The 21,951-nt window shown below is 54.6% G+C and carries 23 protein-coding genes and 1 pseudogene; 16 read left to right on the top strand and 8 right to left on the bottom strand.

The window, feature by feature from the left end:
• Positions 1–109: 109 nt before the first annotated feature.
• The 5 genes and pseudogenes from ABLW18_RS08080 to rpiA all read right to left on the bottom strand — a co-directional run.
• Positions 110–295, bottom strand: a complete 186-nt coding sequence (locus ABLW18_RS08080) for a DUF2065 family protein (RefSeq protein ID WP_347824304.1) — start codon at positions 293–295, stop codon at positions 110–112.
• Positions 292–1,173 (bottom strand): protease modulator HflC, encoded by an 882-nt coding sequence (locus tag ABLW18_RS08075; RefSeq protein ID WP_347824372.1) that lies wholly within the window; start codon positions 1,171–1,173, stop codon positions 292–294. The genes ABLW18_RS08080 and ABLW18_RS08075 overlap by 4 nt, the downstream gene beginning before the upstream one ends.
• Before the next feature lie 5 nt (positions 1,174–1,178).
• Positions 1,179–2,360 (bottom strand): FtsH protease activity modulator HflK, encoded by a 1,182-nt coding sequence (gene hflK, locus ABLW18_RS08070; RefSeq protein ID WP_347824303.1) that lies wholly within the window; start codon positions 2,358–2,360, stop codon positions 1,179–1,181.
• A gap of 63 nt (positions 2,361–2,423) precedes the next feature.
• Positions 2,424–3,782, bottom strand: coding sequence for a glutathione-disulfide reductase (gorA, locus tag ABLW18_RS08065; protein ID WP_347824302.1), 1,359 nt, complete (start codon positions 3,780–3,782; stop codon positions 2,424–2,426).
• A gap of 60 nt (positions 3,783–3,842) precedes the next feature.
• A pseudogene (gene rpiA, locus ABLW18_RS08060) lies at positions 3,843–4,544 on the bottom strand (ribose-5-phosphate isomerase RpiA); the annotation flags it as partial.
• 236 nt (positions 4,545–4,780) lie between these two features.
• Between rpiA and ABLW18_RS08055 the strand changes: the two are divergent.
• A complete protein-coding gene (locus ABLW18_RS08055; RefSeq protein ID WP_347824301.1) occupies positions 4,781–6,154 on the top strand; it encodes an L-serine ammonia-lyase in 1,374 nt (457 codons plus the stop codon).
• Between the two features lie 30 nt (positions 6,155–6,184).
• A complete protein-coding gene (locus ABLW18_RS08050) occupies positions 6,185–7,069 on the top strand; it encodes a DMT family transporter (protein WP_347824300.1) in 885 nt (294 codons plus the stop codon).
• Here the strand turns inward: ABLW18_RS08050 and ABLW18_RS08045 are convergent.
• From ABLW18_RS08045 to ABLW18_RS08035, 3 genes are all read right to left on the bottom strand, one after another.
• Positions 7,034–7,708, bottom strand: a complete 675-nt coding sequence (locus ABLW18_RS08045) for a thiamine diphosphokinase (RefSeq protein WP_347824299.1) — start codon at positions 7,706–7,708, stop codon at positions 7,034–7,036. The two genes, ABLW18_RS08050 and ABLW18_RS08045, sit on opposite strands and share 36 nt — an antisense overlap.
• 602 nt (positions 7,709–8,310) lie before the next feature.
• A complete protein-coding gene (locus tag ABLW18_RS08040) occupies positions 8,311–8,538 on the bottom strand; it encodes a DUF2842 domain-containing protein (protein ID WP_347824298.1) in 228 nt (75 codons plus the stop codon).
• Positions 8,538–9,830 carry an adenylosuccinate synthase gene (locus tag ABLW18_RS08035; RefSeq protein WP_347824297.1) on the bottom strand — a complete coding sequence of 431 codons (1,293 nt, stop codon included), beginning with the start codon at positions 9,828–9,830 and terminating at the stop codon, positions 8,538–8,540. Before ABLW18_RS08035 ends, ABLW18_RS08040 begins: the two co-directional genes overlap by 1 nt.
• Before the next feature lie 241 nt (positions 9,831–10,071).
• Between ABLW18_RS08035 and secG the strand changes: the two genes are divergently transcribed.
• The 14 genes from secG (at position 10,072) to ABLW18_RS07965 (ending at position 21,921) form a co-directional block, all read left to right on the top strand.
• Entirely contained in the window at positions 10,072–10,425 is a 354-nt protein-coding gene (gene secG / locus ABLW18_RS08030; protein WP_347824296.1) for a preprotein translocase subunit SecG, read from the top strand.
• A gap of 151 nt (positions 10,426–10,576) precedes the next feature.
• Complete coding sequence (locus tag ABLW18_RS08025; RefSeq protein ID WP_347824295.1) at positions 10,577–12,220, top strand: CTP synthase; 1,644 nt, start codon at positions 10,577–10,579, stop codon at positions 12,218–12,220.
• An 18-nt stretch (positions 12,221–12,238) separates the two neighbouring features.
• A complete protein-coding gene (locus ABLW18_RS08020; RefSeq protein ID WP_347824294.1) occupies positions 12,239–12,532 on the top strand; it encodes a DUF1330 domain-containing protein in 294 nt (97 codons plus the stop codon).
• A 33-nt stretch (positions 12,533–12,565) separates the two neighbouring features.
• The gene (locus ABLW18_RS08015; protein WP_347824293.1) at positions 12,566–12,985 is read left to right on the top strand and encodes a TerB family tellurite resistance protein; all 420 of its coding nucleotides are present in this window, start codon (positions 12,566–12,568) and stop codon (positions 12,983–12,985) included.
• A 4-nt stretch (positions 12,986–12,989) separates the two neighbouring features.
• Positions 12,990–13,706, top strand: a complete 717-nt coding sequence (locus ABLW18_RS08010) for a PhnD/SsuA/transferrin family substrate-binding protein (RefSeq protein ID WP_347824292.1) — start codon at positions 12,990–12,992, stop codon at positions 13,704–13,706.
• Positions 13,707–13,784: 78 nt separating this feature from the next.
• Complete coding sequence (locus ABLW18_RS08005) at positions 13,785–14,558, top strand: ATP-binding cassette domain-containing protein (protein WP_347824291.1); 774 nt, start codon at positions 13,785–13,787, stop codon at positions 14,556–14,558.
• A 33-nt stretch (positions 14,559–14,591) separates the two neighbouring features.
• Positions 14,592–15,305 carry a transporter substrate-binding domain-containing protein gene (locus ABLW18_RS08000; protein ID WP_347824290.1) on the top strand — a complete coding sequence of 238 codons (714 nt, stop codon included), beginning with the start codon at positions 14,592–14,594 and terminating at the stop codon, positions 15,303–15,305.
• A gap of 136 nt (positions 15,306–15,441) precedes the next feature.
• Positions 15,442–16,308: an ABC transporter permease subunit gene (locus ABLW18_RS07995; RefSeq protein WP_347824371.1), complete on the top strand. Its 867-nt coding sequence runs from the start codon at positions 15,442–15,444 to the stop codon at positions 16,306–16,308.
• Positions 16,305–17,108: an ABC transporter permease subunit gene (locus ABLW18_RS07990; protein ID WP_347824289.1), complete on the top strand. Its 804-nt coding sequence runs from the start codon at positions 16,305–16,307 to the stop codon at positions 17,106–17,108. Before ABLW18_RS07995 ends, ABLW18_RS07990 begins: the two co-directional genes overlap by 4 nt.
• A complete protein-coding gene (locus ABLW18_RS07985; protein WP_347824288.1) occupies positions 17,105–18,382 on the top strand; it encodes a glutamine synthetase family protein in 1,278 nt (425 codons plus the stop codon). The genes ABLW18_RS07990 and ABLW18_RS07985 overlap by 4 nt, the downstream gene beginning before the upstream one ends.
• Before the next feature lie 60 nt (positions 18,383–18,442).
• Positions 18,443–19,144 carry a type 1 glutamine amidotransferase gene (locus ABLW18_RS07980; protein ID WP_347824287.1) on the top strand — a complete coding sequence of 234 codons (702 nt, stop codon included), beginning with the start codon at positions 18,443–18,445 and terminating at the stop codon, positions 19,142–19,144.
• Positions 19,141–20,493 (top strand): glutamine synthetase family protein, encoded by a 1,353-nt coding sequence (locus tag ABLW18_RS07975; RefSeq protein WP_347824286.1) that lies wholly within the window; start codon positions 19,141–19,143, stop codon positions 20,491–20,493. The genes ABLW18_RS07980 and ABLW18_RS07975 overlap by 4 nt, the downstream gene beginning before the upstream one ends.
• On the top strand, positions 20,486–21,790 hold the full coding sequence (locus ABLW18_RS07970) for an FAD-binding oxidoreductase (RefSeq protein ID WP_347824285.1): 1,305 nt from the start codon (positions 20,486–20,488) through the stop codon (positions 21,788–21,790). The genes ABLW18_RS07975 and ABLW18_RS07970 overlap by 8 nt, the downstream gene beginning before the upstream one ends.
• On the top strand, positions 21,787–21,921 hold the full coding sequence (locus ABLW18_RS07965) for a hypothetical protein (RefSeq protein WP_347824284.1): 135 nt from the start codon (positions 21,787–21,789) through the stop codon (positions 21,919–21,921). The genes ABLW18_RS07970 and ABLW18_RS07965 overlap by 4 nt, the downstream gene beginning before the upstream one ends.
• Positions 21,922–21,951: the final 30 nt, after the last annotated feature.

The following is a 21,951-nucleotide window of genomic DNA, read 5'->3' as shown; positions in this document are numbered from 1 at the left end:
AACTTAATGTAGTTCGGCAAGTTTTCAACGCAATGACCTGCCAGGCTCAGTCACCATCTCGTGACGGCCAATTTCGGCGGAAAAACACTTATTTCGAACGCCGGGCCGCCTATAGGCTTAACGCCAATAGAATGCACCCAGCCATACAAAGCAGAGCCCCCATCTGCCGGCGCGCAGAGATCGACAGGGTTTTAAGAGTTTTCAGCAGGGTCTCAAGGGCATGAGGGGCTAGTAGATAAACCAGCCCCTCAGAAATCATAACAGCCGCAAAGCCGAATAAGATCTTGTCAATCACTCAGCAACACGCGGCGTTGCGGATTTCATATAGGTTAAAAATTCATGATCTGGTGGAATCACCAAAGTTGAATTTTCACCAAGTATGGAAGATTCATAGGCCGCAAGCGACCGATAGAAGTCGAAAAATTCAGGATCCGCGCCGAAGGCATCGGCCAAAATACGGGTCCGTTCCGCATCCGCTTCCCCTTCGATGATCAAAGCATCCCGCTTCGCAGCGGAGAGCGTTTCCTCATGGGTCCGATCCGCAACAGCTGTGACTCGCTGCGCCGCCTCACGGCCCCGGGCGCGTTCATCGGTCGCTTCGCGTTCCCGCTCTGCGATCATACGCTGCAAAGTTGCATCGAAGTTTTGCTCTGGCAAGTTGGTTTGACGCAGACGCACATCAACTACATCCAACCCCAAATCCTTAGCACGGGTTTGAGCCTCAGCACGGATCAGCTCCATCAAACGGGACCGTTCCGGCGACAGAATGGCATTTGACGTCACCCCATCAGCTCCAAGAACCGCCCGGATCTGACCGTCGAGAATATCATTGAGCTGAATACTGGCTTCGCGCTCACCGCCCGCGCCCAAAGCCTGACGGAATTTCACAATATCTGCGATGCGGTACATAACAAAGGCATCCACCTCGAGGCGACGGTCATCAGCTGGCGTCACCTCGATCACCGGGGTTTCCAAAGACAAAATTCGGTCATCAAAGCGTACAACTTGATCCAGCCAAGGGATCTTAAAGCCCAAACCAGGGTCTGTTTTGACCTGTTTGATTTGACCAAACCGCAGCACTAGCACTTTTTCGCGCTCATCCACGATGAACAAGGACATCAACCCACCAACCGCAATCACGGCGGCTATGATCACTGCAATACGAGATCTCATAGACATTAGTTTGACCCTCCTTGTGAAGATTTACGCAATTCATTCAATGGCAAGTAAGGTACAACACCCTGGCCGCCTTCGCCATTGTCCATGATAATCTTATCCACATTGCTCAACACTTTTTCCAAAGTCTCGATATATAGGCGACGACGCGTCACCTCTGGCGCTTCTTTATATTCGGTCAAAACAGCTGAGAATTGGCTGGCCTCCCCCAAAGCGGCATTTACGACAGAGGCACGGTAGCCTTCTGCTGCCTCTAACAACTGCGCCGCAGCACCCCGCGCTTCAGCAAGACGTTGGTTGGCATAGGCATCCGCTTGGCGCTCGCGCTGATCGCGCTCTTGCTCTGCGGCTTGCACATCGCGGAAGGCGTCAATCACCGAAACGCGTTTTTGCGACCCATCAGCAGCGGTCACGATCACCTGACGGCTGGGCGGATCCACTTTGTTAAAGTTGACCCGGACAACAGAAATACCAGTTTTGCGCTCATCCAAAGTTTTTTGGATCAATTGCCGCACATTCGCCTCAATCGCAGCACGATCTCGGTTCAAAATTGGCGCCAATTCCGATTGCGCAATCACTTCGCGCATCGCAGCTTCCGAAATAGCCCGGATAGATTGCTCAGGTGCTTTCAGACTAAACAAAAAATCCGCCGAGTTTTTAATGTTCCAAACCACCTGAAAGTCAATGTCCACGATGTTTTCATCCGTGGTTAGCATCAAGCCCAAACCACTGTCACGGCTATCATTGAGCCCAAGGGATTCGGTTCTGTTGGTGGTGACATTGAACTTCTCATAGGTCACAAAAGGCCAAGGCGCGAAATTGAGACCGTTGGTGCCAATTTCATTGAATTCGCCGAGGAAGAGCTCAACAGATTGCTCCTCTGGCTTGACGGTATAAAAGGACGCGAACAGCCACATGCCAACAGCAGCAAGCCCAGCCAGCACGAAAGTGCTGCGCGGAATGCCTGCGTCTCCACCGCCAGCTCCACTGCCACCACCGGTGCCACCGCTGCCTTTACCTCCCATCAACACGCGCAATTGCTCTTGGCCTTTGCGCATCAACTCGTCAATTTCTGGGATTTGCGGTCCGTCTGGACCCCGATCATTCCCACCGCCATTGCCTTTGTTGCCTCGATTGCCGCCGCTTCCGCCGCCGCCCCAAGGTCCACCGTTATTATCCGACATTCAGCTGTTTCCCTTCACAGTCATTCTGAGTCTCTGTTCTATTTGTGCTCTGCTTTGTATATTTCAAGCACTCCGCACCGGAGTTTTCATTGTAACAAGTTCCTCTGAAACCGTGGGATGCACGGCACACACACGGTCAAAATCTTCTTTTGTTGCCCCCATTTTCGCCGCTATCCCTACCATTTGGATCATTTCACCGGCACCATCTGCGACGATGTGACAGCCCAAAATTTTGCGGGTCTTTTGGCTCACAACCAATTTCATTAGCACTTTGTTCGGCGCATCAATAAAGGAAATATTCATTGGGCGAAAGGCAGTTGCATAAACTTCGATCGGCTCTTGTACACGAGCTTGCTCTTCGCTGAGGCCAATTGTGCCAAATTCCGGTTGGGTGAATACGGCCGTTGGGATCAATGCGTGATCCACAGGGGTCGGATTGCCTTTCAGGGCGGTCTCAACAAACGCCATGCCTTCGCGGATCGCCACGGGCGTCAGATTGACACGGTTGGTCACATCTCCGACCGCATAGATCGACGGCAATGAAGTCTGAGAAAACTCATCGACCTGAACCGCGCCCGCGTCATCCAGACCAATGCCCAGCGCCTCAAGTCCCAAGCCGGTGCTTTTAGGCTTGCGGCCTGTGGCATACATCACAACATCAAAGTCATGGCGCGCACCTTGGGCATCTGTCACGCTGTAGCCGGCGCCTTGCCGGTCGATTCGGGCCACATTGGTGTGCATCTGCATTTGGACACCACGCTCTTGCATGCCCTGCACAATCACATCGCGAGCCTCTTTATCAAAGCCGCGCAATACCGCCTCGCCCCGATACCAAAGATGGGTTTGCACCCCAAGTCCATTGAGAATTCCGGCAAATTCACACGCAATATAACCGCCTCCCACGATCAATATCCGCTTGGGCAAAGTTTCCAGATGAAAAACCTCATTAGAGGTGATGGCATATTCGGCTCCGGGAACATCGGGCACCGAGGGCCAGCCGCCCGTGGCCAGCAAAATCACCTTGGCCGTGACGACCTGGCCATCGGCCAAACGCACCGCATGCGGACTGTCGACTGTCGCGCGCATGTCGAAGGTCTCAACTCCCGAGTTGTGCAACAGGCGGCGATAAATGCCTTCCAGCCGATCGAGCTCACCTTCCAGATTGCTCCGAAATCCCGACCAGTTGAAACCGCCCATCCGCACGTCCCAGCCATAGGCGGCAGCCTGCTTCATAGCAGGCGCATAGGTTGAAGCAAACACCATCAACTTTTTCGGAACGCAACCCCGGATGACGCAGGTGCCGCCATAGCGGCTTTCTTCAGCCAATCCGACTTTGGCCCCGGTGTCCGAAGCTGCAACGCGCGCCGCGCGTACACCACCCGAACCACCGCCAATTACAAAAAGATCATAATCATAAGACATATTCGTCCCCTATTGAAGTCAGAAGCCCAACCGCCTGGCGTGTTACGGCCGAAGGTGCTCCTCGATGCGCCCATCGCTAGCACCCAAAATCACGCGATCACAAATATTTATAAACAGGCCATTTTCAACCACGCCCGGCACTTGATTGAGCACAATGGCCAGGGCGGGCGCATCCGGGATGTGTTCCAAATGCAAATCAAGAATGAAGTTGCCTTCGTCGGTCACAAAGGGAGTGTCGCCCTGCATGCGCATTGTGATATCGCGCCCAGCCAATCCGTGATCGGCTAAAAGGCGGGCAATATGGTCGCGCGACGAAGCCAAACCAAATCCCAAAACCTCCACAGGCAAAGGGAATTTACCGAGCTGAGGGACATGTTTATCAAAATCAGCAATCACAATCATCTGATCCGAGGCGGAGGCGACGATCTTCTCTTGCAAAAGCGCCCCACCCCCACCTTTGATGAGAGACAAAGCGGAATCGAATTCATCCGTACCATCAATGGTGATGTCCAAATGCCCAGTTTGATCCAGGGTCACCACTTCCAAGCCCAGCTCACGGGCCAGATCTGCTGTGCGGGTCGAAGTGGGCACGCCTTGAATGCGCAGCCCTTCAGTCTTCACCCGCTCCGCCAAACACAGCACCATCCAAGCCGCCGTTGAGCCGGTTCCAAGCCCGAGCTTCATACCATCTTCAACCAATTCGACGGCCCGTTTGGCCGCGACGTATTTTGCCTGATCGGCGAGGGATAAATCGGCAAACATGTAACGTGGCTCCTGATGATTTGCGCCCCTATATAGACCGAAGTCCCCCCAATGCGCGAGGCCCGATTTCATCTTTCAAGCCCAGCATCGGCCGGGCTTCGCATGGGCACTGCGCCGCATATTCTCTTGCTGTGCGAGAGACGCAGACGTAGACCTAGATGAAAGCGTCGTATTTCCACCGACACGGCCTGTCAAACCATGATCAACCCAAGCCATGCACTTCTAAGAGGTCTTCAATGTTTCTATCTGTTTTTGATATGTTTAAAGTCGGCATTGGGCCAAGCTCATCGCATACGATGGGACCAATGGTTGCGGCGGGCATGTTTTTGGATCTGCTGCGCGCCAGCCCATTTGAGGCCGCAGGCCTAAAAGCGCGGTTGCATGGCTCCTTAGCCTTCACCGGTGTGGGGCATGCGACAGATCGTGCCACACTTCTTGGATTGGCCGGGTTTTCCCCCGAAACCTATGACGCCATCAAGGCTGAAGCTGCGCTAGAGACCATTACACGCAACAAAACGGTCGACCCGGATGGGCTCGGAACACTTAAACTCGATCCAGCCAGTGACATCGTATTTGACTTCGGCCCCTCTCTTGAGGGTCATGCCAATGGCATGGTCCTAATGGCGACAGATGCACAGGACGATGTGATCTTGCAGCAAACTTATTATTCGATCGGTGGCGGCTTTGTGGTGACAGCCGAAGAATTGGCCAGTGGCGTGTCCATCGGCGACATAGCCCCCTACCCGCATGAGTTTAATACGGCCAATGAATTGCTGGCCCTATGCGCCGCCCAGGGAAAATCCATCGCACAGATAAAACGTGAAAATGAATTGAGCCGCCGCAGCGCCGCAGAGCTCGACCGCGGCTTGACCAAAATCTGGGACGTAATGAACGATTGCATCAATCGTGGGCTGGAGCGGGGCGGCATATTGCCCGGCGGTCTGAATGTGAAACGCAGAGCCAAACCCATTCACGAGGCTTTGATGGCCGAACGGGGACTGAATATGCCCGCCCCACATACGATCAATGATTGGATGAGCGTTTACGCCATGGCGGTCAATGAAGAGAATGCCGCCGGTGGGCAGGTCGTGACCGCACCGACCAATGGCGCGGCCGGTGTGGTCCCTGCCACTCTGCGCTATTGGCTTGATCATGTGCCAGGCGCCACGCCAAAGCGCATCTCGGAATTTTTACTCACCGCCGCCGCCATCGGCGGGCTGATCAAATTCAACGCCAGCATCTCCGGCGCGGAATGCGGTTGCCAGGCGGAAGTGGGCAGTGCCTCTGCCATGGCCGCCGCCGGTCTCTGCGCCGTCTTGGGCGGCAGTCCGGCGCAGGTGGAAAACGCCGCAGAAATAGCATTAGAGCATCACTTGGGCATGACCTGCGATCCGGTCAAAGGCCTCGTGCAAGTCCCTTGTATCGAGCGCAATGGGCTAGGCTGCATCAAAGCAGTCTCCGCCGCCAGCCTGTCTATGCGCGGCGATGGCACGCATTTGGTATCATTGGATGCCTGCGTCGAAACAATGCGACAAACCGGTCTGGACATGCATGAAAAATACAAAGAGACTTCACTCGGTGGGTTGGCGGTAAATGTGCCGAACTGTTGACCATTCCAAACCTTGATATGAAAGTGCACTATGGCTCAGGATAACAACCGTTTAGGCCTATTTTTGATGATTGGCTTTTGTGTTCTAGCGCCGGCAAGTGATGCTTTGGTCAAAATTTTAGGCGATGGAATTCCTTTGCTACAGGTGGTCATTGCTCGGTTCATCACCCAGCTTCTTTTGGTGCGCCGCAACCTTTGGACAAGTCGCCACGACACTTGGATGCGGGCAGATCGGATTGGCTACGTCATTCTGCGCTCGGTTCTCCATCTGGTGGCAATTTCTTTTTTCTTTCTGTCGCTCCGCTACCTGCCCCTCGCCGATGCCATTGCCATTGCCTATGTCCTGCCCTTCCTGATCTTGGGCGTTGGATGGATGACCGGAGATCGAGCAAGCCCTTTGAGCCTTGGACTCTGCCTGCTTGGTTTCATCGGCACTTTGATGGTGGTTCAACCCAGTTTTGCCAAGGTCGGTTGGCCTGCGCTTTTGCCGCTGGTCGTGGCCGTTTTATTCACTGGCTTTATGTTCATCACCCGCAAAATTTCAAAACATATCGACCCCATTGATTTACAAGCAGCGAATGGCGTCTGCGCTATGGTGATCCTCTTGCCCATTGCCGCTTTCGGCTCGGCGTTGGACCTACCAATTTTGACAATGGTCCCAGTCACCGGATTTGAATTTTCTGCATTGCTCGGCCTTGGGATCTTGGGCACCTTAGCGCATTTGAGCATGACTTGGGCGCTGCGCTATGCCTCGGCGCCCACAGTGGCCCCAGTGCAATATCTCGAAATTCCGTTTGGAGCACTCTATGGCCTGGTGCTCTTCAGCGAGCTGCCCAATGGCATTGCTGCGGTTGGGATCATCGTGACTGTGACTGCGGGGCTATTGGTCGTGCGCTTTACCAAAACCTCTGTCTAATGCTGCGAAAACAGCTTCAAGGTCACGGCGCGGCAGAATCGCCAGCAAGCCTGGCCGATCCACCGTAATTTCCAGCGCGCCACCTAAGGCGACGTTTGAAGTCGCAATTTGCCCCATCGGGCTCATAACCGCATTTGAAAGCGGCCAGCGCACCCCGCGCAAACTCGCTTCAACAGGAACCATGGGATAAAACCCCACGGGTGTTTCGGCTTCCAGATCTATGGAAAATTTTTGCGGTACAACAAAAACCAACTGTGCCTCATCCATCAAGATCACCGGTCGCGGTTCATTTAAGAGGGCAGAGAAAGCTGCCAACTGATGATCCAAACGTCCGCCGAGAAACCCCACACCCAAAAAAATGTGAGCATCACAAACTGAGAGGCATTTTTGGAAATCCGTGGTCTCCTGATCTGTGATATGCGCCGCAGCCTGACTGGCCGGCAGATCTAGTTGCGAATCCATATCGCCCACCACCAAAGCCACTTCAAGCTTGGCTTGTTGCGCAGAATCGAATCCCCCATCTGCAGCCACAATCGCGTCAAAATTTAACGAAAGTTCTGCGATCAACTCTGGGGTTAAAGGGCCCGCACCAATCAGTAAAATTTTTGGTGCGCGACATAGGTATTTTTTATGAACCATTTCGTCACCTTACTTCTTTTGAGCAGCTCAGTTTAAGGGCAACGCGTGCAAAAGACAAATGTGGGAGTATTAATATTTTTGAAGTTCAACTATCGTAACATGGTCTCGAACAGATTTTCATTGGATTTTTTCATGCTCACCAAGCGGCCTACCTCATTTCTCCTCACGCTGCGGTACCGCGTCGACGCATTATAGCTGAATGGCACAGGTCCAGACGTCAAGGCCGAAGCGCCTCCTCCCGCAGCCCCCGGGGGCGCTCCCTACGGCCTCCGCCGAATTGCACGGGCTCGAAGGGCTGCTGCGCAAACCAGATCCGAAAATTACACTCTCCTTGCCGGAAGATGCTGAGCTGATAGATCAGTTGCTCAAAATAACCGGGAAAATGCCGAAATTTGCGCAATTCAACCCACCACCAGCCGCACCCACACCGGCGCCGTCTCCATCCCCCCAGCGCATGGAGGCCGAGGCGGCACAGTCGCGAAGCGTGACCAACGCAGAGCCACCCGCAAACACGCCTTGGCAGGTGAGGCGGCAGGTCCATGAGCATGGTTCTCGTCAGGGAGCGCCGCATTTACCTCTCACGGTAGACGGCTTTGAGCGGCTTAGGAATCTTCATCCGCATCCGGATCCACTTGACCGATGCCTTTAAAAACAAATTTCAAGGGGAACGCCCAAGCGGTGCCGAGCACCACATAAAGGATAAATTCCAAGACCTTTGGCAACACCGGCAGCAGAGCCACGAAATTTACCGCCAGAACGGCGTAGACCGGCAAGCCAATAACCAAAATCAACAGCGACCAACGGCGGCGGGCTTTGTAACTCAGGGCCATCAGTCTGCAAACGGATCTGTAACGAGGATGGTATCTTCGCGCTCAGGCGACGTCGAGACCAACGCCACCGGGCAATCAATCAGCTCCTCAATGCGCCGAACATATTTAATCGCCTGCGCAGGCAGCTCGGCCCAAGAGCGCGCGCCGGCTGTACTGCCGGACCACCCTTCGATGGTTTCATAGATCGGTGTCACGCGCGCTTGCGCATCGGCGGCAGTGGGCAGGTAATCCAACCGCTCGCCATCCAAATCATAGGCCACACAAATTCTGAGCTCTTCAAACCCGTCCAAAACATCCAATTTGGTCAGTGAAATGCCATTAACGCCAGAGGTGGCACAGGTTTGCCGCACCAGGCAGGCGTCGAACCAACCGCAGCGGCGCTTACGTCCGGTGGTGGTGCCAAATTCATGCCCTCTTTCGCCCAGTTGCTGACCATCAGCATCCTCCAGCTCCGTGGGAAAAGGGCCTTCCCCGACCCGGGTTGTATAGGCTTTGGTGATGCCCAAGACATAATCAATCGCACCCGGACCAATGCCCGTACCTGTGGCCGCTTGGCCAGCAATCACATTTGAGGAGGTCACGAAAGGATAGGTGCCAAAATCTATATCAAGCAATGCACCCTGCGCACCTTCGAACAAGATCCGCTTCCCAGCCTTACGTTTTTCATTCAACACTTTCCAGACCGGCGCTGCGTAGGGCAATATCTTCACGGCGATTTCACGCAACTGCACCAGCAAGTCCGCCCGGTCTACAGGCTCAAGGCCAAGACCTTTGCGCAGCGGGTTGTGATGCAGCAAAGCGCGATCGACGCGCAGTTCCAGAGTAGCCGTATCCGCCAAATCTGCCACGCGGATCACCCGGCGACCGACCTTATCTTCGTAACACGGACCAATGCCGCGACCCGTGGTGCCAATCTTCGCGACCGACACCTGCCCTTCGCGCGCCCGATCCAGCTCACCATGATAGGGCATAATCAAAGGCGTGTTTTCCGCAATCATTAGGTTTTCTGGCGTGATGTCCACGCCTTGGTTGCGAATGCCCTCAATCTCTTTGATTAGATGCCATGGATCAAGAACCACGCCATTGCCAATGACCGAAAGTTTTCCACCGCGCACGACACCAGAGGGCAAAGCATGCAACTTATAGACCGCCTCCCCAATCACGAGCGTATGACCGGCATTGTGGCCGCCCTGAAAACGCGCGATCACATCGGCACGTTCGGAAAGCCAATCCACAATCTTGCCTTTGCCCTCGTCACCCCATTGGGTGCCTACCACAACAACATTGGCCATAACATGTCCTCTTTCGGTCGGATCAAAACGTGGGCCGTATAGCGGGGATCAAGGGCAAGGGAAACTGCTAACTTGCCGCGGGAGGACAAAGCTGCATTTTGGAACAATCCAGAGCGCAAATTACGCCACCGGCCCAACCCAAGCCCCCTACAGCCACCTATCGGGGCCAGTGTCCCAGTTTTGACTTGGCAAATGGCTTATCCTTGCTTAGATAGCCCCTGACCTGAACTGGGAAATTCGTATGCAAAATGTCGTCTTGATCATCCACCTTCTTCTCGCCATCTCTTTGATCGGCTTGGTTCTGTTGCAACGCTCTGAAGGTGGCGGCCTTGGCATGGGCGGCGGCGGCGCTGGCGGTGGAGCGATGTCTGGTCGCGCGGCAGCCTCGGCTTTGACCAAGCTGACTTGGGGTCTGGCGATTGCCTTTATCTGCACCTCTCTTGCCCTAACGATTCTTCAGGTTCAAAAATCCTCTGGCAGCTCGGTTCTGGATCAGTTAATGCCCGCCGCGCAGCAAGAAACACCGATTGATGCGGATGCGCTCTTGCCGCCTACGGAAGAAAATTCCGCGCCGCTCTTGCCGGTCGCTGAGTGATCCACACCTAAATATGGCGGCTGTGGCAAATTTAGCCGCCTTATCTTGATCATCAGATTGCAGAATCATCACGGAGCTGTTACTGCTTTAATCCCGTGGTGAGGATCATTTTTCTTGCCGAAAATTCGAAACTACGGGGATCTCAGTATTTATGGCGCGTTATGTATTTATCACCGGTGGTGTTGTGTCTTCTCTTGGCAAAGGCTTGGCCTCTGCAGCCCTAGGCGCCCTGCTGCAGGCCCGTGGATTTTCCGTGAGACTGCGAAAACTCGATCCCTATCTCAACGTTGATCCTGGCACGATGTCGCCCTTCGAGCATGGAGAGGTCTTCGTCACCGATGATGGCGCAGAAACAGATCTGGATTTGGGCCATTATGAACGCTTCACAGGCGTCGCCGCGCGGATGACTGATTCTGTCTCGTCGGGGCGCATCTATTCAACGGTGCTGGAAAAAGAACGCCGCGGCGATTATTTGGGCAAAACCATCCAAGTGGTGCCCCATGTTACCAACGAAATTAAAGATTTTTTGAAAGTCGGCGATGATGAGGTCGATTTCATGCTCTGTGAAATTGGCGGCACCGTAGGCGATATTGAAGGCCTGCCATTTTTCGAAGCCATTCGCCAATTCTCCCATGATAAGCCACGCGGGGAATGCATTTTCATGCATCTCACGCTGCTGCCCTATCTCGCGGCGAGCGGCGAGCTGAAAACCAAACCCACGCAGCACAGCGTGAAAGAATTACAATCCATTGGCATTGCGCCAGATATTTTGGTTTGCCGATCCGAGCATCCAATTCCCGACAAAGAGCGTGAGAAAATCGCCCTATTTTGCAATGTGCGCCCGGATGCGGTGGTGGCCGCCTATGATCTTAATTCCATCTATGAAGCCCCCTTGGCCTATCACGCCCAGGGGCTCGACCAAGCCGTTTTGGATGCCTTCAACATCTCCCCTGCGCCGCAGCCGGACCTAAGTAAATGGGAGGACGTGCAAGATCGTGTGAACAATCCCGAGGGCGTGGTGAATGTGGGCATCGTTGGCAAATACACGCAGTTAGAAGACGCCTATAAGTCAATCAAAGAGGCCCTCACCCATGGCGGCATGTCAAACCGGGTGAAGGTCAATGTCGAATGGGTTGCTGCCGAAATTTTTGACCATGAAGACGCCGCGCCACATCTCGAGGGATTTCATGCCATATTGGTCCCCGGCGGGTTTGGCGAGCGCGGCACGGAAGGAAAAATCAAAGCGGCGCAATTCGCGCGTGAGCGCAAAGTGCCCTACCTCGGCATCTGCCTGGGCATGCAAATGGCGGTGATCGAGGCCGCCCGCAACCTGTCAAACGTCGCAGATGCTGGCTCGGAGGAATTTGACCATGAAGCTGGCGAAAAGCGTTTCACCCCGGTCGTCTACCACCTGAAAGAATGGGTTCAGGGCAATCACCGGGTCCGGCGCAACGAAGACGACGATAAGGGCGGCACTATGCGCCTTGGCGCCTATAATGCCACGCTAAACCCAGATTCTTTGGTGGCTAAAATCTATGGCGGCACTGCCATCGAAGAGCGTCATCGCCACCGCTATGAAGTCGATATCCAATTTCGAAAGCAGCTCGAAGAAAAAGGGCTGATCTTCTCCGGCATGTCTCCTGACGGTCGCTTGCCAGAAATTGTTGAAGTTAAAGATCACCCCTGGTTCATTGGTGTTCAATTTCATCCAGAGTTGAAGTCGAAACCATTCGCGCCACATCCTTTGTTCCGCGATTTTGTCCGCGCCGCCAAGGAAATGAGCCGTTTAGTTTAACACACAAAGGAGGGCACTATGGCCAAAGGATATTGGATCGCCCACAATCAAATCAGTGATGTTGACGCCTATGAGGCTTACAAAATCGCCGCTGCGCCAGCCCTGCGCGACTACGAAGGTAAATTTCTTGTACGGGCGGGAGCGGCCGAATTCCCCGAAGGTCAGCTGCGCACCCGAACCATTGTGATCGAATTTCCAAACCTGCAAGCGGCGCAAGATTGCTATAACAGCGCGACTTATCAAGCCGCAAAAGCCCTACGCACTCCAGTTTCGATTGGGGATATGGTGATTGTCGAAGGATATGACGGCTAATCATCGCCGCAACCCCAACCCTGGAGGCTCCTCATGTTTGCATCATTGTTTTCGTCCAAATCCCCAGGCAGTGAGCGAGATATCAGCGCCTCTGAAGCCATGGCTGCCCTCATGGTGCGGATCGCCAAATCTGACGATGACTATTCCGCAACGGAAATAGCAAGGATCGATGCCGTGCTTGGCTTGCTGTATCAATTATCCGCCGATCAAGCCGCCAAGCTGCGCCAGACTGCTGAGGCGCTTGAGGCTGAAGCGCCCGACACTGTGCGATTCACCCGTGCGATTAAGGAAGAGGTGCCCTATGAAGAGCGCTTTGATGTCGTGCGCGCGCTGTGGCAAGTTGTTTTGGCCGACGGGGCCCGCGATTCAGAAGAAGATGCGCTGATGCGCCTTTTGGCAAGCCTGCTCGGCGTCAATGATCGCGACAGCGCCCTGGCACGCAAACAGGCCTAGGCCCATGATCGCGCATCTGCCCATGTATGATGTTCCAGCCAATCGCGCCGCACACCGGCGCCTATGGCAGGCCGTGCAAGACCACTTACCAGATGCGCCGGACCTCACACCACCGAGCGAAAATCTTATGGTCGATTGGCTCAGCCCAGAGCTCTATCTGTCCCAAACCTGCGGCCTGCCCTATCGCGCGGCGCTGCATGGCCAGGTGCAGCTGATCGCCACGCCAGACAACCAAATTTCAAATTGTCCGCCGGGCTACTACTGCTCGGTGCTCCTGGCCCGCAAAGGCGCCACTCCAAACCTTGCCGCCAATGACTTTACCTTGGCCTACAATGAACCGCTGTCACAATCGGGCTGGGCCGCACCGCAGTCTATCGGCCTCACCGGCGCCAAACGGCTGCAAACGGGCGGGCACGCAGCCTCAGCCCGCGCTGTTTTGCAAGGACAGGCTGATCTGGCTTCCGTGGATGCGTTGACCTGGCATTTTCTGACGCGCGATTGGGATAAAGCTTCTGGGTTAGAGATCTGCGCCACCACTCCTGCCACGCCAACTCTGCCCTATATTACCGCATTAGGACAAAACGCAGCCGCCCTGCGTGACGCTCTACGGCAAGCGATTCTCTCAATTGGTCCAAAAGACCGGCAAACACTCCAAATATTTGACCTCATCGAGATCAGCGCAGAGACATATCTGCAATTTCCGCTGCCTCCAGCCCCTTAATTTCATCGGATGCCGCTTTTAGATTGCGAGCCGCACCCTTCCTCGCCTAATATCTTCTCTGGTAAGATGGGGGCTGTCGTGAGTGACCAAAATATACCGGTGATTGAAATAAGAGACCTCCATAAAGCCTATGGTGATCTTGAAGTTCTGAAGGGCATCAACATCACCGCCAAACGTGGCGATGTGGTGGCGCTGATTGGCTCGTCTGGATCGGGAAAATCCACTCTGCTGCGCTGCTGCAATATGCTGGAGATCAGCCAAGAAGGCGCGATTTTGTTCCAAGGTGAGGCCGTCCGCTGGAGCTCTGAGGGCCACAACCGACGTCCCGCAGATGCCGCTCAAGTCACCCGGCTGCGCACCAACCTGTCGATGGTCTTTCAGCAATTCAACCTTTGGGCGCATATGACCATCTTACAAAATGTCATGGAAGCTCCGGTAACCGTACTCAAGCAGGATAAATCCGAAGTAGAGGCCCGCGCCCGCAAGCTTTTGGACAAAGTGGGTATTGGCGAAAAATGTGATGTCTACCCTGCCCAGCTGTCTGGCGGGCAACAACAAAGGGCTGCCATCGCCCGCGCCTTGGCTATGGAGCCGGAAGCACTTTTATTTGATGAGCCGACCTCCGCTCTCGATCCAGAATTGGAGCAGGAGGTGATCGGCGTCATCAAGGATCTGGCCGCGGAAGGGCGCACCATGCTCATCGTCACCCATGATATGGCCATGGCACGCGATGTGGCCAATCACGTTATTTTCTTGCACCAAGGGCTGATTGAGGAACAAGGTCCCCCCGAGACCCTCTTTGGTGCACCGAAATCACAACGGCTTCAGCAGTTTCTTTCTGCCGTCGCTTAAACAAACTCAGCCACATATCTTAGGGAGATAAATATGAACAAGCTGATCTTGACCACCGCCGCTTTGGCACTGACCGCTGGCATGTCCTTTGCCGATACAATCCGAATGGGCACCGAAGGTGCCTACCCCCCCTATAACTTCATCAACGATGCTGGCGAAGTTGACGGTTTCGAGCGTGAATTGGGCGATGAGCTCTGCGCGCGTGCCGAGTTGACCTGCGAATGGGTTGTCAACGACTGGGACAGCATAATTCCAAACTTGGTGTCCGGCAACTACGACACCATCATCGCCGGCATGTCGATCACAGCCGAGCGTGATGAGGTGATCGACTTCACGCAAAACTATACCCAACCTGATCCGTCTGCTTATATGGCTCTCTCGGCTGATGTGGATCTCTCAGGTGCTGTGATTGCTGCGCAAACCAATACCATTCAAGCCAGCTTTATTGCCGCCTCTGGCGCCACACTTGTAGAATTTGCAACGCCGGAGGAAACCGTTGCTGCCGTGAAAAATGGCGAAGCTGATGCGGTGTTGGCGGATAAATCCTATCTCAACCCCGTGGCAGAGGGCGATGCCGATTTGGTGCTCCTCGCGCAACAAGAGTTGATCGGTGGCGGCGTTGGCATGGGTCTCCGCGAATCCGATGCAAAGCTGCGCGGCAAATTTGACGCAGCGATCGCCTCTATGAAAGCAGATGGGTCATTGAACGCCTTGATCGCCAAATGGGAAGTTGGTGAACAGTTCTAAATAACAAACCTTTGGGGGCGAGGTTCGCCCGCGCCCCCATTTTCCCATAATTCCGCCGCATTGGGCGCATTTATAACTTTAAACCAAACAATCACCGAAACAGGCCAGCAGACGCCACACCGAAGGTGCCAGTCCGATTTTTAGCTTTTGTTCAGATCCAAGCCTCCTTACCAGCCTGCCCTGGCTCAGCTGCTATCTGACCACGGGCAAACACCTGTTGTTTTATCAATCCTTCGCAACTGTGCTGATCCTCTTGGGTGTCACTGCCCCAACGGCGCTTGTATTTGGCTTTGGCGGCGCCATTCTGGCCCGCGCCCGGCTCTTGCCATTACGCCTTGTCGGTAAAACCTATATCTCCGCTGTGCGCGGCGTGCCCGATATCGCTTTTTTCCTATTTTTCGTCATCGCGCTCGATCAGGGTTTCGAATGGCTGCGCCATCAAGCGCTTTGCCCTGATTGGGACGAACCTATTCGCCAGGGCAATGATTTTGTCGTCTGCGCAGCTGCCAAGCTGCCCCTGGGTACTGCCCCACAATATGTGCATGAAATTTACGGTTTTTTCACAGCGGTTCTGACGTTCGCTATCGTCTTTGGAGCCTTTGCTGCAAATGTTCTATATGGCGCCATGCGCGCCGTACCCCAAGCCCAGATAGAAACGGCGCAGGCCTATGGAATGCACCCAGCGCAGGTGTTTTGGCGCATTTTGGTGCCGCAAATGTGGGTCTATGCCCTGCCGGGGCTGTCTAATCTTTGGATGGTCTTGATTAAAGCCACACCACTGCTGTTTTTGCTTGGCGTCGAAGACGTTGTCTACTGGGCCCGCGAATTGGGCGGCACGAAACAGGCAAAATTCTCCAACTACCCCCATGGTGACTGGCGGATGCAGTATTTTTTGTTTCTGCTGGTCTTTTACCTCGCCTTCACCAAACTCTCAGAAGTGGTGCTTGAACGCGTGATGAAACGCCTCACCCATGGGCAGGGCACATTGGGAGCACCGTCATGAGCTGCCAGCAAACCATTTTAGACTATGGCCTGCGCGCTTTGGGCTATGGAGAACGCCTGCTGCCCAAGTCGGATTTCACCCTCTGCCAGCATTTCACGCTGATTGGCTCGGGCCTGATTTGGAATATCTATTTCGGAACCTTGGCGCTGTTGATCGGATTTTTCATTGCCAATGCGATGGCGCTCGCCAAGGCCAGCACCCACGCTGTCCTGCGCCAACCGGCAGAATGGTTTATTTTGATTTTCCGCGGATCCCCGCTGTTTATCCAATTTTTCTTGGCCTATTTCATCTTTCTTCGCCTCAAACAGCAAGGTCTTCTGCCTTGGCTCACCGCGGCACAATTTGGAGCGCTCTTGGTGCTGATCCTCAACACCGCCGCCTATTCTGCCGAAATTTTCTACGGCGCGTTGCGTTCCGTGCCAAAAGGAGAGGTTGAGGCTGCCGATGCCTATGGCCTTTCGGGCTGGTCGCGCTTCCGCCGCGTGATCTGGCCCACCAGCCTACGCCTGGCTTGGCCAGCCTATACCAATGAGGCAATTTTTCTGTTTCATGCGACCACCTTGGTGTTTTTTTCAGGCTTCCCAGCCTGGCAACAGCGCGGCGATGCCCTCTATTACGCCAGCTATTTCGCCGATAAGACCTTCAACCCCTTCATCGCCTATCCTATTTTGGCCTTTTATTTCATCCTGCTCACTTTTGTGATCATCGGCTTTTTTGGCCTTGTCAACGCGCGTCTCAATCGACATCTTCCAAGCCAAGCGCGCCCGAAGCTGCGCTATAGGCCACAGGTCATAAGATGAGTAAATCCCTTCGTGTCGCAGCTGTTGATCTCAATGGTCAATTACGTGGCAAACGCGTCCCCAAAGGCATGAGCGGCAAGCAAATGCGCATGCCGCTGTCCGTCCTCAATATTGATGTATTCGGGGCAGACATCCAAGGGTCGCCGCTTGTGTTTGAAACCGGCGATCAAGATGGCATTATGGAGCCAGCGGGCCGTGATCCTGTCCCTCTGCCTTGGGTGGCCGGTGAGGCGGAATTGGACCTAAGGGTGATGCACAATGAAGACGGCTCCCCCTTTGAAGGCGACCCGCGCATTGCCTTGAGCGATGTTTTAAAGCGTTATGCCGATCATGGCTGGCGGGTGATTGCCGCCTGTGAACTGGAATTTTTCTTGCTCGAAGATGGCGGCAATCTTGCGCCACCGGTGAATCCCAAAACCGGCCGCCGGTTGAGTGGAACCGAAATTTTGTCCCTGCGGGAATTGGATGGGTTTGATCACTTCTTCAACGATGTGTCCGAAGGGGCAAAGCTGATGGGCATAGGTGATTTGACCATCACCACAGAAGCCGGCGTTGGGCAGTTTGAGGTCACGATGACCCATGGCCCGGCACTTCACATTGCAGATAATGTCATTTTGCTCAAAGAACTGATTAAAGGCACCGCACGCAACCACGGCATGGCCGCAACCTTCATGGCCAAACCTTTTTCCGATGAGAGCGGCAACGGGCTGCATACGCATTTCTCGGTCATCAATAAGGCGGATGAAAACATCTTCTGCAGCCAGGACAAGTTACAATCCGCAATTGCAGGCTGTCTTGAAGCCTTCGAGGCCAGCACATTGTTTTTTGCCCCCTATATCAATAGTTTTCAACGTTTCGTAGCGGGCGCCCATGCGCCAACCTCCGCCACCTGGGGCTATGAAAACCGCACCGTCGCAATGCGTATTCCCAGTGGTCCAAAAGCCGCGACACGGATTGAACATCGCGTGGCCGGCGGCGACGCCAACCCTTATTTGCTGTTTGCCGCTATTTTCGGCGCCGCTCTCGAGGGTATAGAACGCAAAGCCGTGCCGCCCGCACCCATTGAGGGCAACGCCTATGAGCACCCCGCACAGCCGCCTGGACTGCTGCCTGATCTTTCTGCGGCGATTGAAGGGCTGGAGGCGCCACTGCTTGAGCAGTTCATGCCCCCTCTCATTTTGGAAAATCTCGCGGCCACAAAATCACAAGAACGCGATCTTTTTGATAAGCTTTCGGATCATGACGCCCTCATGGCTTTGATCGACACTGCCTAAACACGTCTTTTCAAACCAGCGGAACCCGCATAAGATCCGCGCAATCTACAAGAGGTTCCAATGCTGATCGGCATTTTACAATGTGGCCATGCGCCGGACGAGGTCCGTGCCAAGCACGGCGATTTCGACGCTATGTTTGCCACTTTGTTTCAAAGCTATGACTTCACCTTCCAAACCTGGAACGTGGTGGATGGAGATTTTCCCGCCGCCATTAACGCGGCAGACGGATGGTTGATCTCCGGCTCCAAATATGGCGCCTATGAGGATCACGCTTTTATCCCCCCTTTGAGTGAATTAATCCGCGAGATCTATGCCAGCGCGCGCCCCATGGTGGGCATATGCTTTGGCCACCAGATCATTGCGCAAGCGCTGGGCGCGCGCGTGGAGAAATTTGAAGGGGGTTGGGCTATTGGCCGACATGACTACAGCTTTAATGGCCATGGCTCGGTGACGTTAAATGCTTGGCATCAAGATCAGGTCGCGACCCTACCTCCCGAAGCGCAGGTCATCGCAAGCAGCCCGTTTTGCCAATTCGCCGCGCTGATTTATGGGCAAAAAGCTTTTACTGTTCAGCCGCACCCCGAGTTTAGCAATTCAGTCTTTGATGATTATGTGAAATCGCGACGCTCAAGCCCAGTCTATCCGCTGGCCCTCATGGAACGCGCGGATCAATTGCGCAATGTACCGATCCAGAATTCCGCAATCGCGCAGGATATGGCCGCCTTCCTCAAAGGAAAGTATATACCGGAGATACGCTCATGAGTTGGAAAGACAGCCTACCGGCCAGTGCCAAAGCCTATATTGGCGAGCGGCAGTTAGATGAGGTCGAGTGCATCATTTCTGATTTTCCGGGCGTGGCGCGCGGCAAAGCGGTTCCGGCCTCAAAATTTGCCAAACAAGAGCATTTCTACCTGCCCAACTCAATTTTCCTGCAAACGCTCACTGGCGAATGGGCGGAAGCAGCAGGCGAGGAGGGCTGGGTGGAGCCTGATATGACACTGCGTCCCGACCTCGACACCGCCACCGCAGCACCTTGGGCGACCGATGCCACCTTGCAGGTCATTCATGACGCCTATGATCGCGATGGTGCGCCGATACCAACCGCGCCGCGCAATGTCCTCAAGCGCGTGGTTCAATTGTTCCGCGACAAGGGGCTTGAGCCTGTGGTAGCGCCAGAGATGGAATTTTTTCTTGTCGCGCGCAACACAGATCCGGCGCAACCGATTGTGCCAATGATGGGGCGCTCAGGCCGGCCAGCGGCGGCGCATCAAGCCTACTCGCTTTCCGCTGTTGATGAATATGGCCCAGTGATCGACGATATTTATGACTTTGCGGAGGCCCAAGGTTTTGAAATTGATGGCATTACCCAAGAGGGCGGCGCGGGTCAGGTTGAGATAAATCTACGCCACGGTGATCCGGTGAAACTCGCCGATGAGGTGTTCTTTTTCAAACGCCTGATCCGCGAAGCCGCCTTGAAACACGATTGTTTTGCAACATTTATGGCCAAACCCATCGCCGATGAGCCTGGCTCCGCCATGCACATTCACCACTCATTTTTGGACGCAAATGGCGACAATATTTTTGTCGGCCCACAGGGCGGTGAGACTGATGTGTTTTACCATATGATCGCCGGGCTGCAAAATCATCTGCCATCGGTCATTGCCATGCTGGCGCCCTATGTGAACAGCTATCGGCGCTACGTCAAAGATCACGCAGCCCCAATCAACCTCGAATGGGCCCGCGACAATCGCACCACAGGAATTCGCATCCCCCTGTCTTCACCGAAGTCACGCAGGATTGAAAACCGTCTCGCGGGAATGGATTGCAATCCCTATCTTGGCATCGCCGCCTCCCTAGCCTGTTGCTATCTTGGGCTTGAAGATCAGGAGCGCCCCGACAAACAATATCGAGGTGACGCCTATGACAGCGAAGAGGCGATCCCTTATGACCTCTTTACCGCCATGGATATTTTTGATGAGGCCAAGCGCCTGCATGATGTGCTTGATCCCGAATTTGCCCGGGTCTATTCGATCGTCAAGCGCACGGAATATAGCGAATTTTTGCAGGTCATTTCCACTTGGGAGCGCGAGCATCTGTTACTGAATGTCTGATTTTCTCTACACCAATGATCAACCGGGCCGCTATCCCGCCAGCTGGTATGCTCAAAGCATTCCGGAGCAGCCGGCACGCCCGGCACTGAACGATGTGATATCCTGCGATGTCTGCGTCATTGGTGCGGGCTTCACCGGATTGTCGTGCGCGCTGCATTTGGCGCAAAAGGGCTATCGTGTCATCGTGTTGGATGCCCATCGGGTTGGCTTTGGCGCCTCTGGTCGCAACGGTGGGCAGGTCGGCTCGGGGTACAACCAAAGTCAACAGACGCTTGAGAAGATGCTGAGCCATGATGCGGCGCATCAGCTTTGGGATATGACACAGGCCGCCAAGTCTTTGACGCGAGACCTGGTGGCCCGCCACGCGCCCGAGGCTGGCTATCAACCCGGGGTCGCCGAAGCAGACTTCAGCACAAAGGACCGGGCCAGCAGCCACGCAAAGGCGGATTATCTGGCCCAGAATTATGGCTATGAAGACATTGAATGCCTCAGCGAAATGGATATCGCAGATCTCATCAAATCCCCGCGCTATGCAGGCGGGGTCGTTGATTGGGGCGCGGGGCATCTTCATCCGCTGCGATACGCGTTGGGTCTGGCCAATGCCGCTGAGGCGGCCGACGCGCGTATTTTTGAAAATAGCGCCGCAGTTTCTGTGCAAGACGGCCCGCCAAACCTCGTGCGTACCGCTCAGGGTCAACTGCGCGCCGACTATGTTATCCATGCCACCAATGGCTATCATAGCAGCCTCAATCCGAGCCAAGCCGCCAAGGTCATGCCGATCAATAACTTTCTCGTGGCAACCGCGCCGCTGGACCGGCCGCAAGAGGTTTTGAGCAAGCCTATCGCTGTTGCCGATAACCGTTTCGTGCTCAATTACTATCGCCTCAGCCATGACAATCGACTGATTTTTGGTGGTGGCGAAAGCTATGGCGCCCGGTTCCCAAAGGATATTTTTGCCAATGTCCGCAAGCCGCTGCGCGAAATTTTCCCGCAATTGGCCAATGTGCCACTGACCCATGCTTGGGGCGGAACCCTTGGGATCACCACACGACGTCTGCCACTTTTTGCCCGTGTCGGGCCGCAACAGCTCACCGCCTCGGGATATTCCGGGCATGGGGTGGCGCTGGCTGGATTCGCCGGGCAGGTCTTGGCAGAAACCATTGCAGGAGATGCAGAGCGCTTTGACCTTTTGTCTCAGCTTCCGACCCCCTCCTTTCCGGGTGGGCAAAGCCTGCGCAGCCCAATCATGACTTTGGCAATGACATGGTTCGCTTTGCGCGATAGGCTGGGCCTATGACACAGGTTGCCCCTTGCAATTTCACCACAAGATCCGTGCCCGCCACCGGCTGGTTTGGCGTGGCCAATGGCACATGGGCTTGGGCGGGAGCGCCGCCCAAAAATCGCGGCACTGTTCTCATCCGGCCCTAAATTTTTGAGGCCTCATGTTTTCGAGCCGGC

This window comes from uncultured Planktomarina sp., from assembly GCA_943788425.1.
GTDB lineage: Bacteria > Pseudomonadota > Alphaproteobacteria > Rhodobacterales > Rhodobacteraceae > Planktomarina.
Note: the sequence above shows the minus strand (reverse complement) of the source record. Positions and strands in the feature narration are given on the sequence as shown.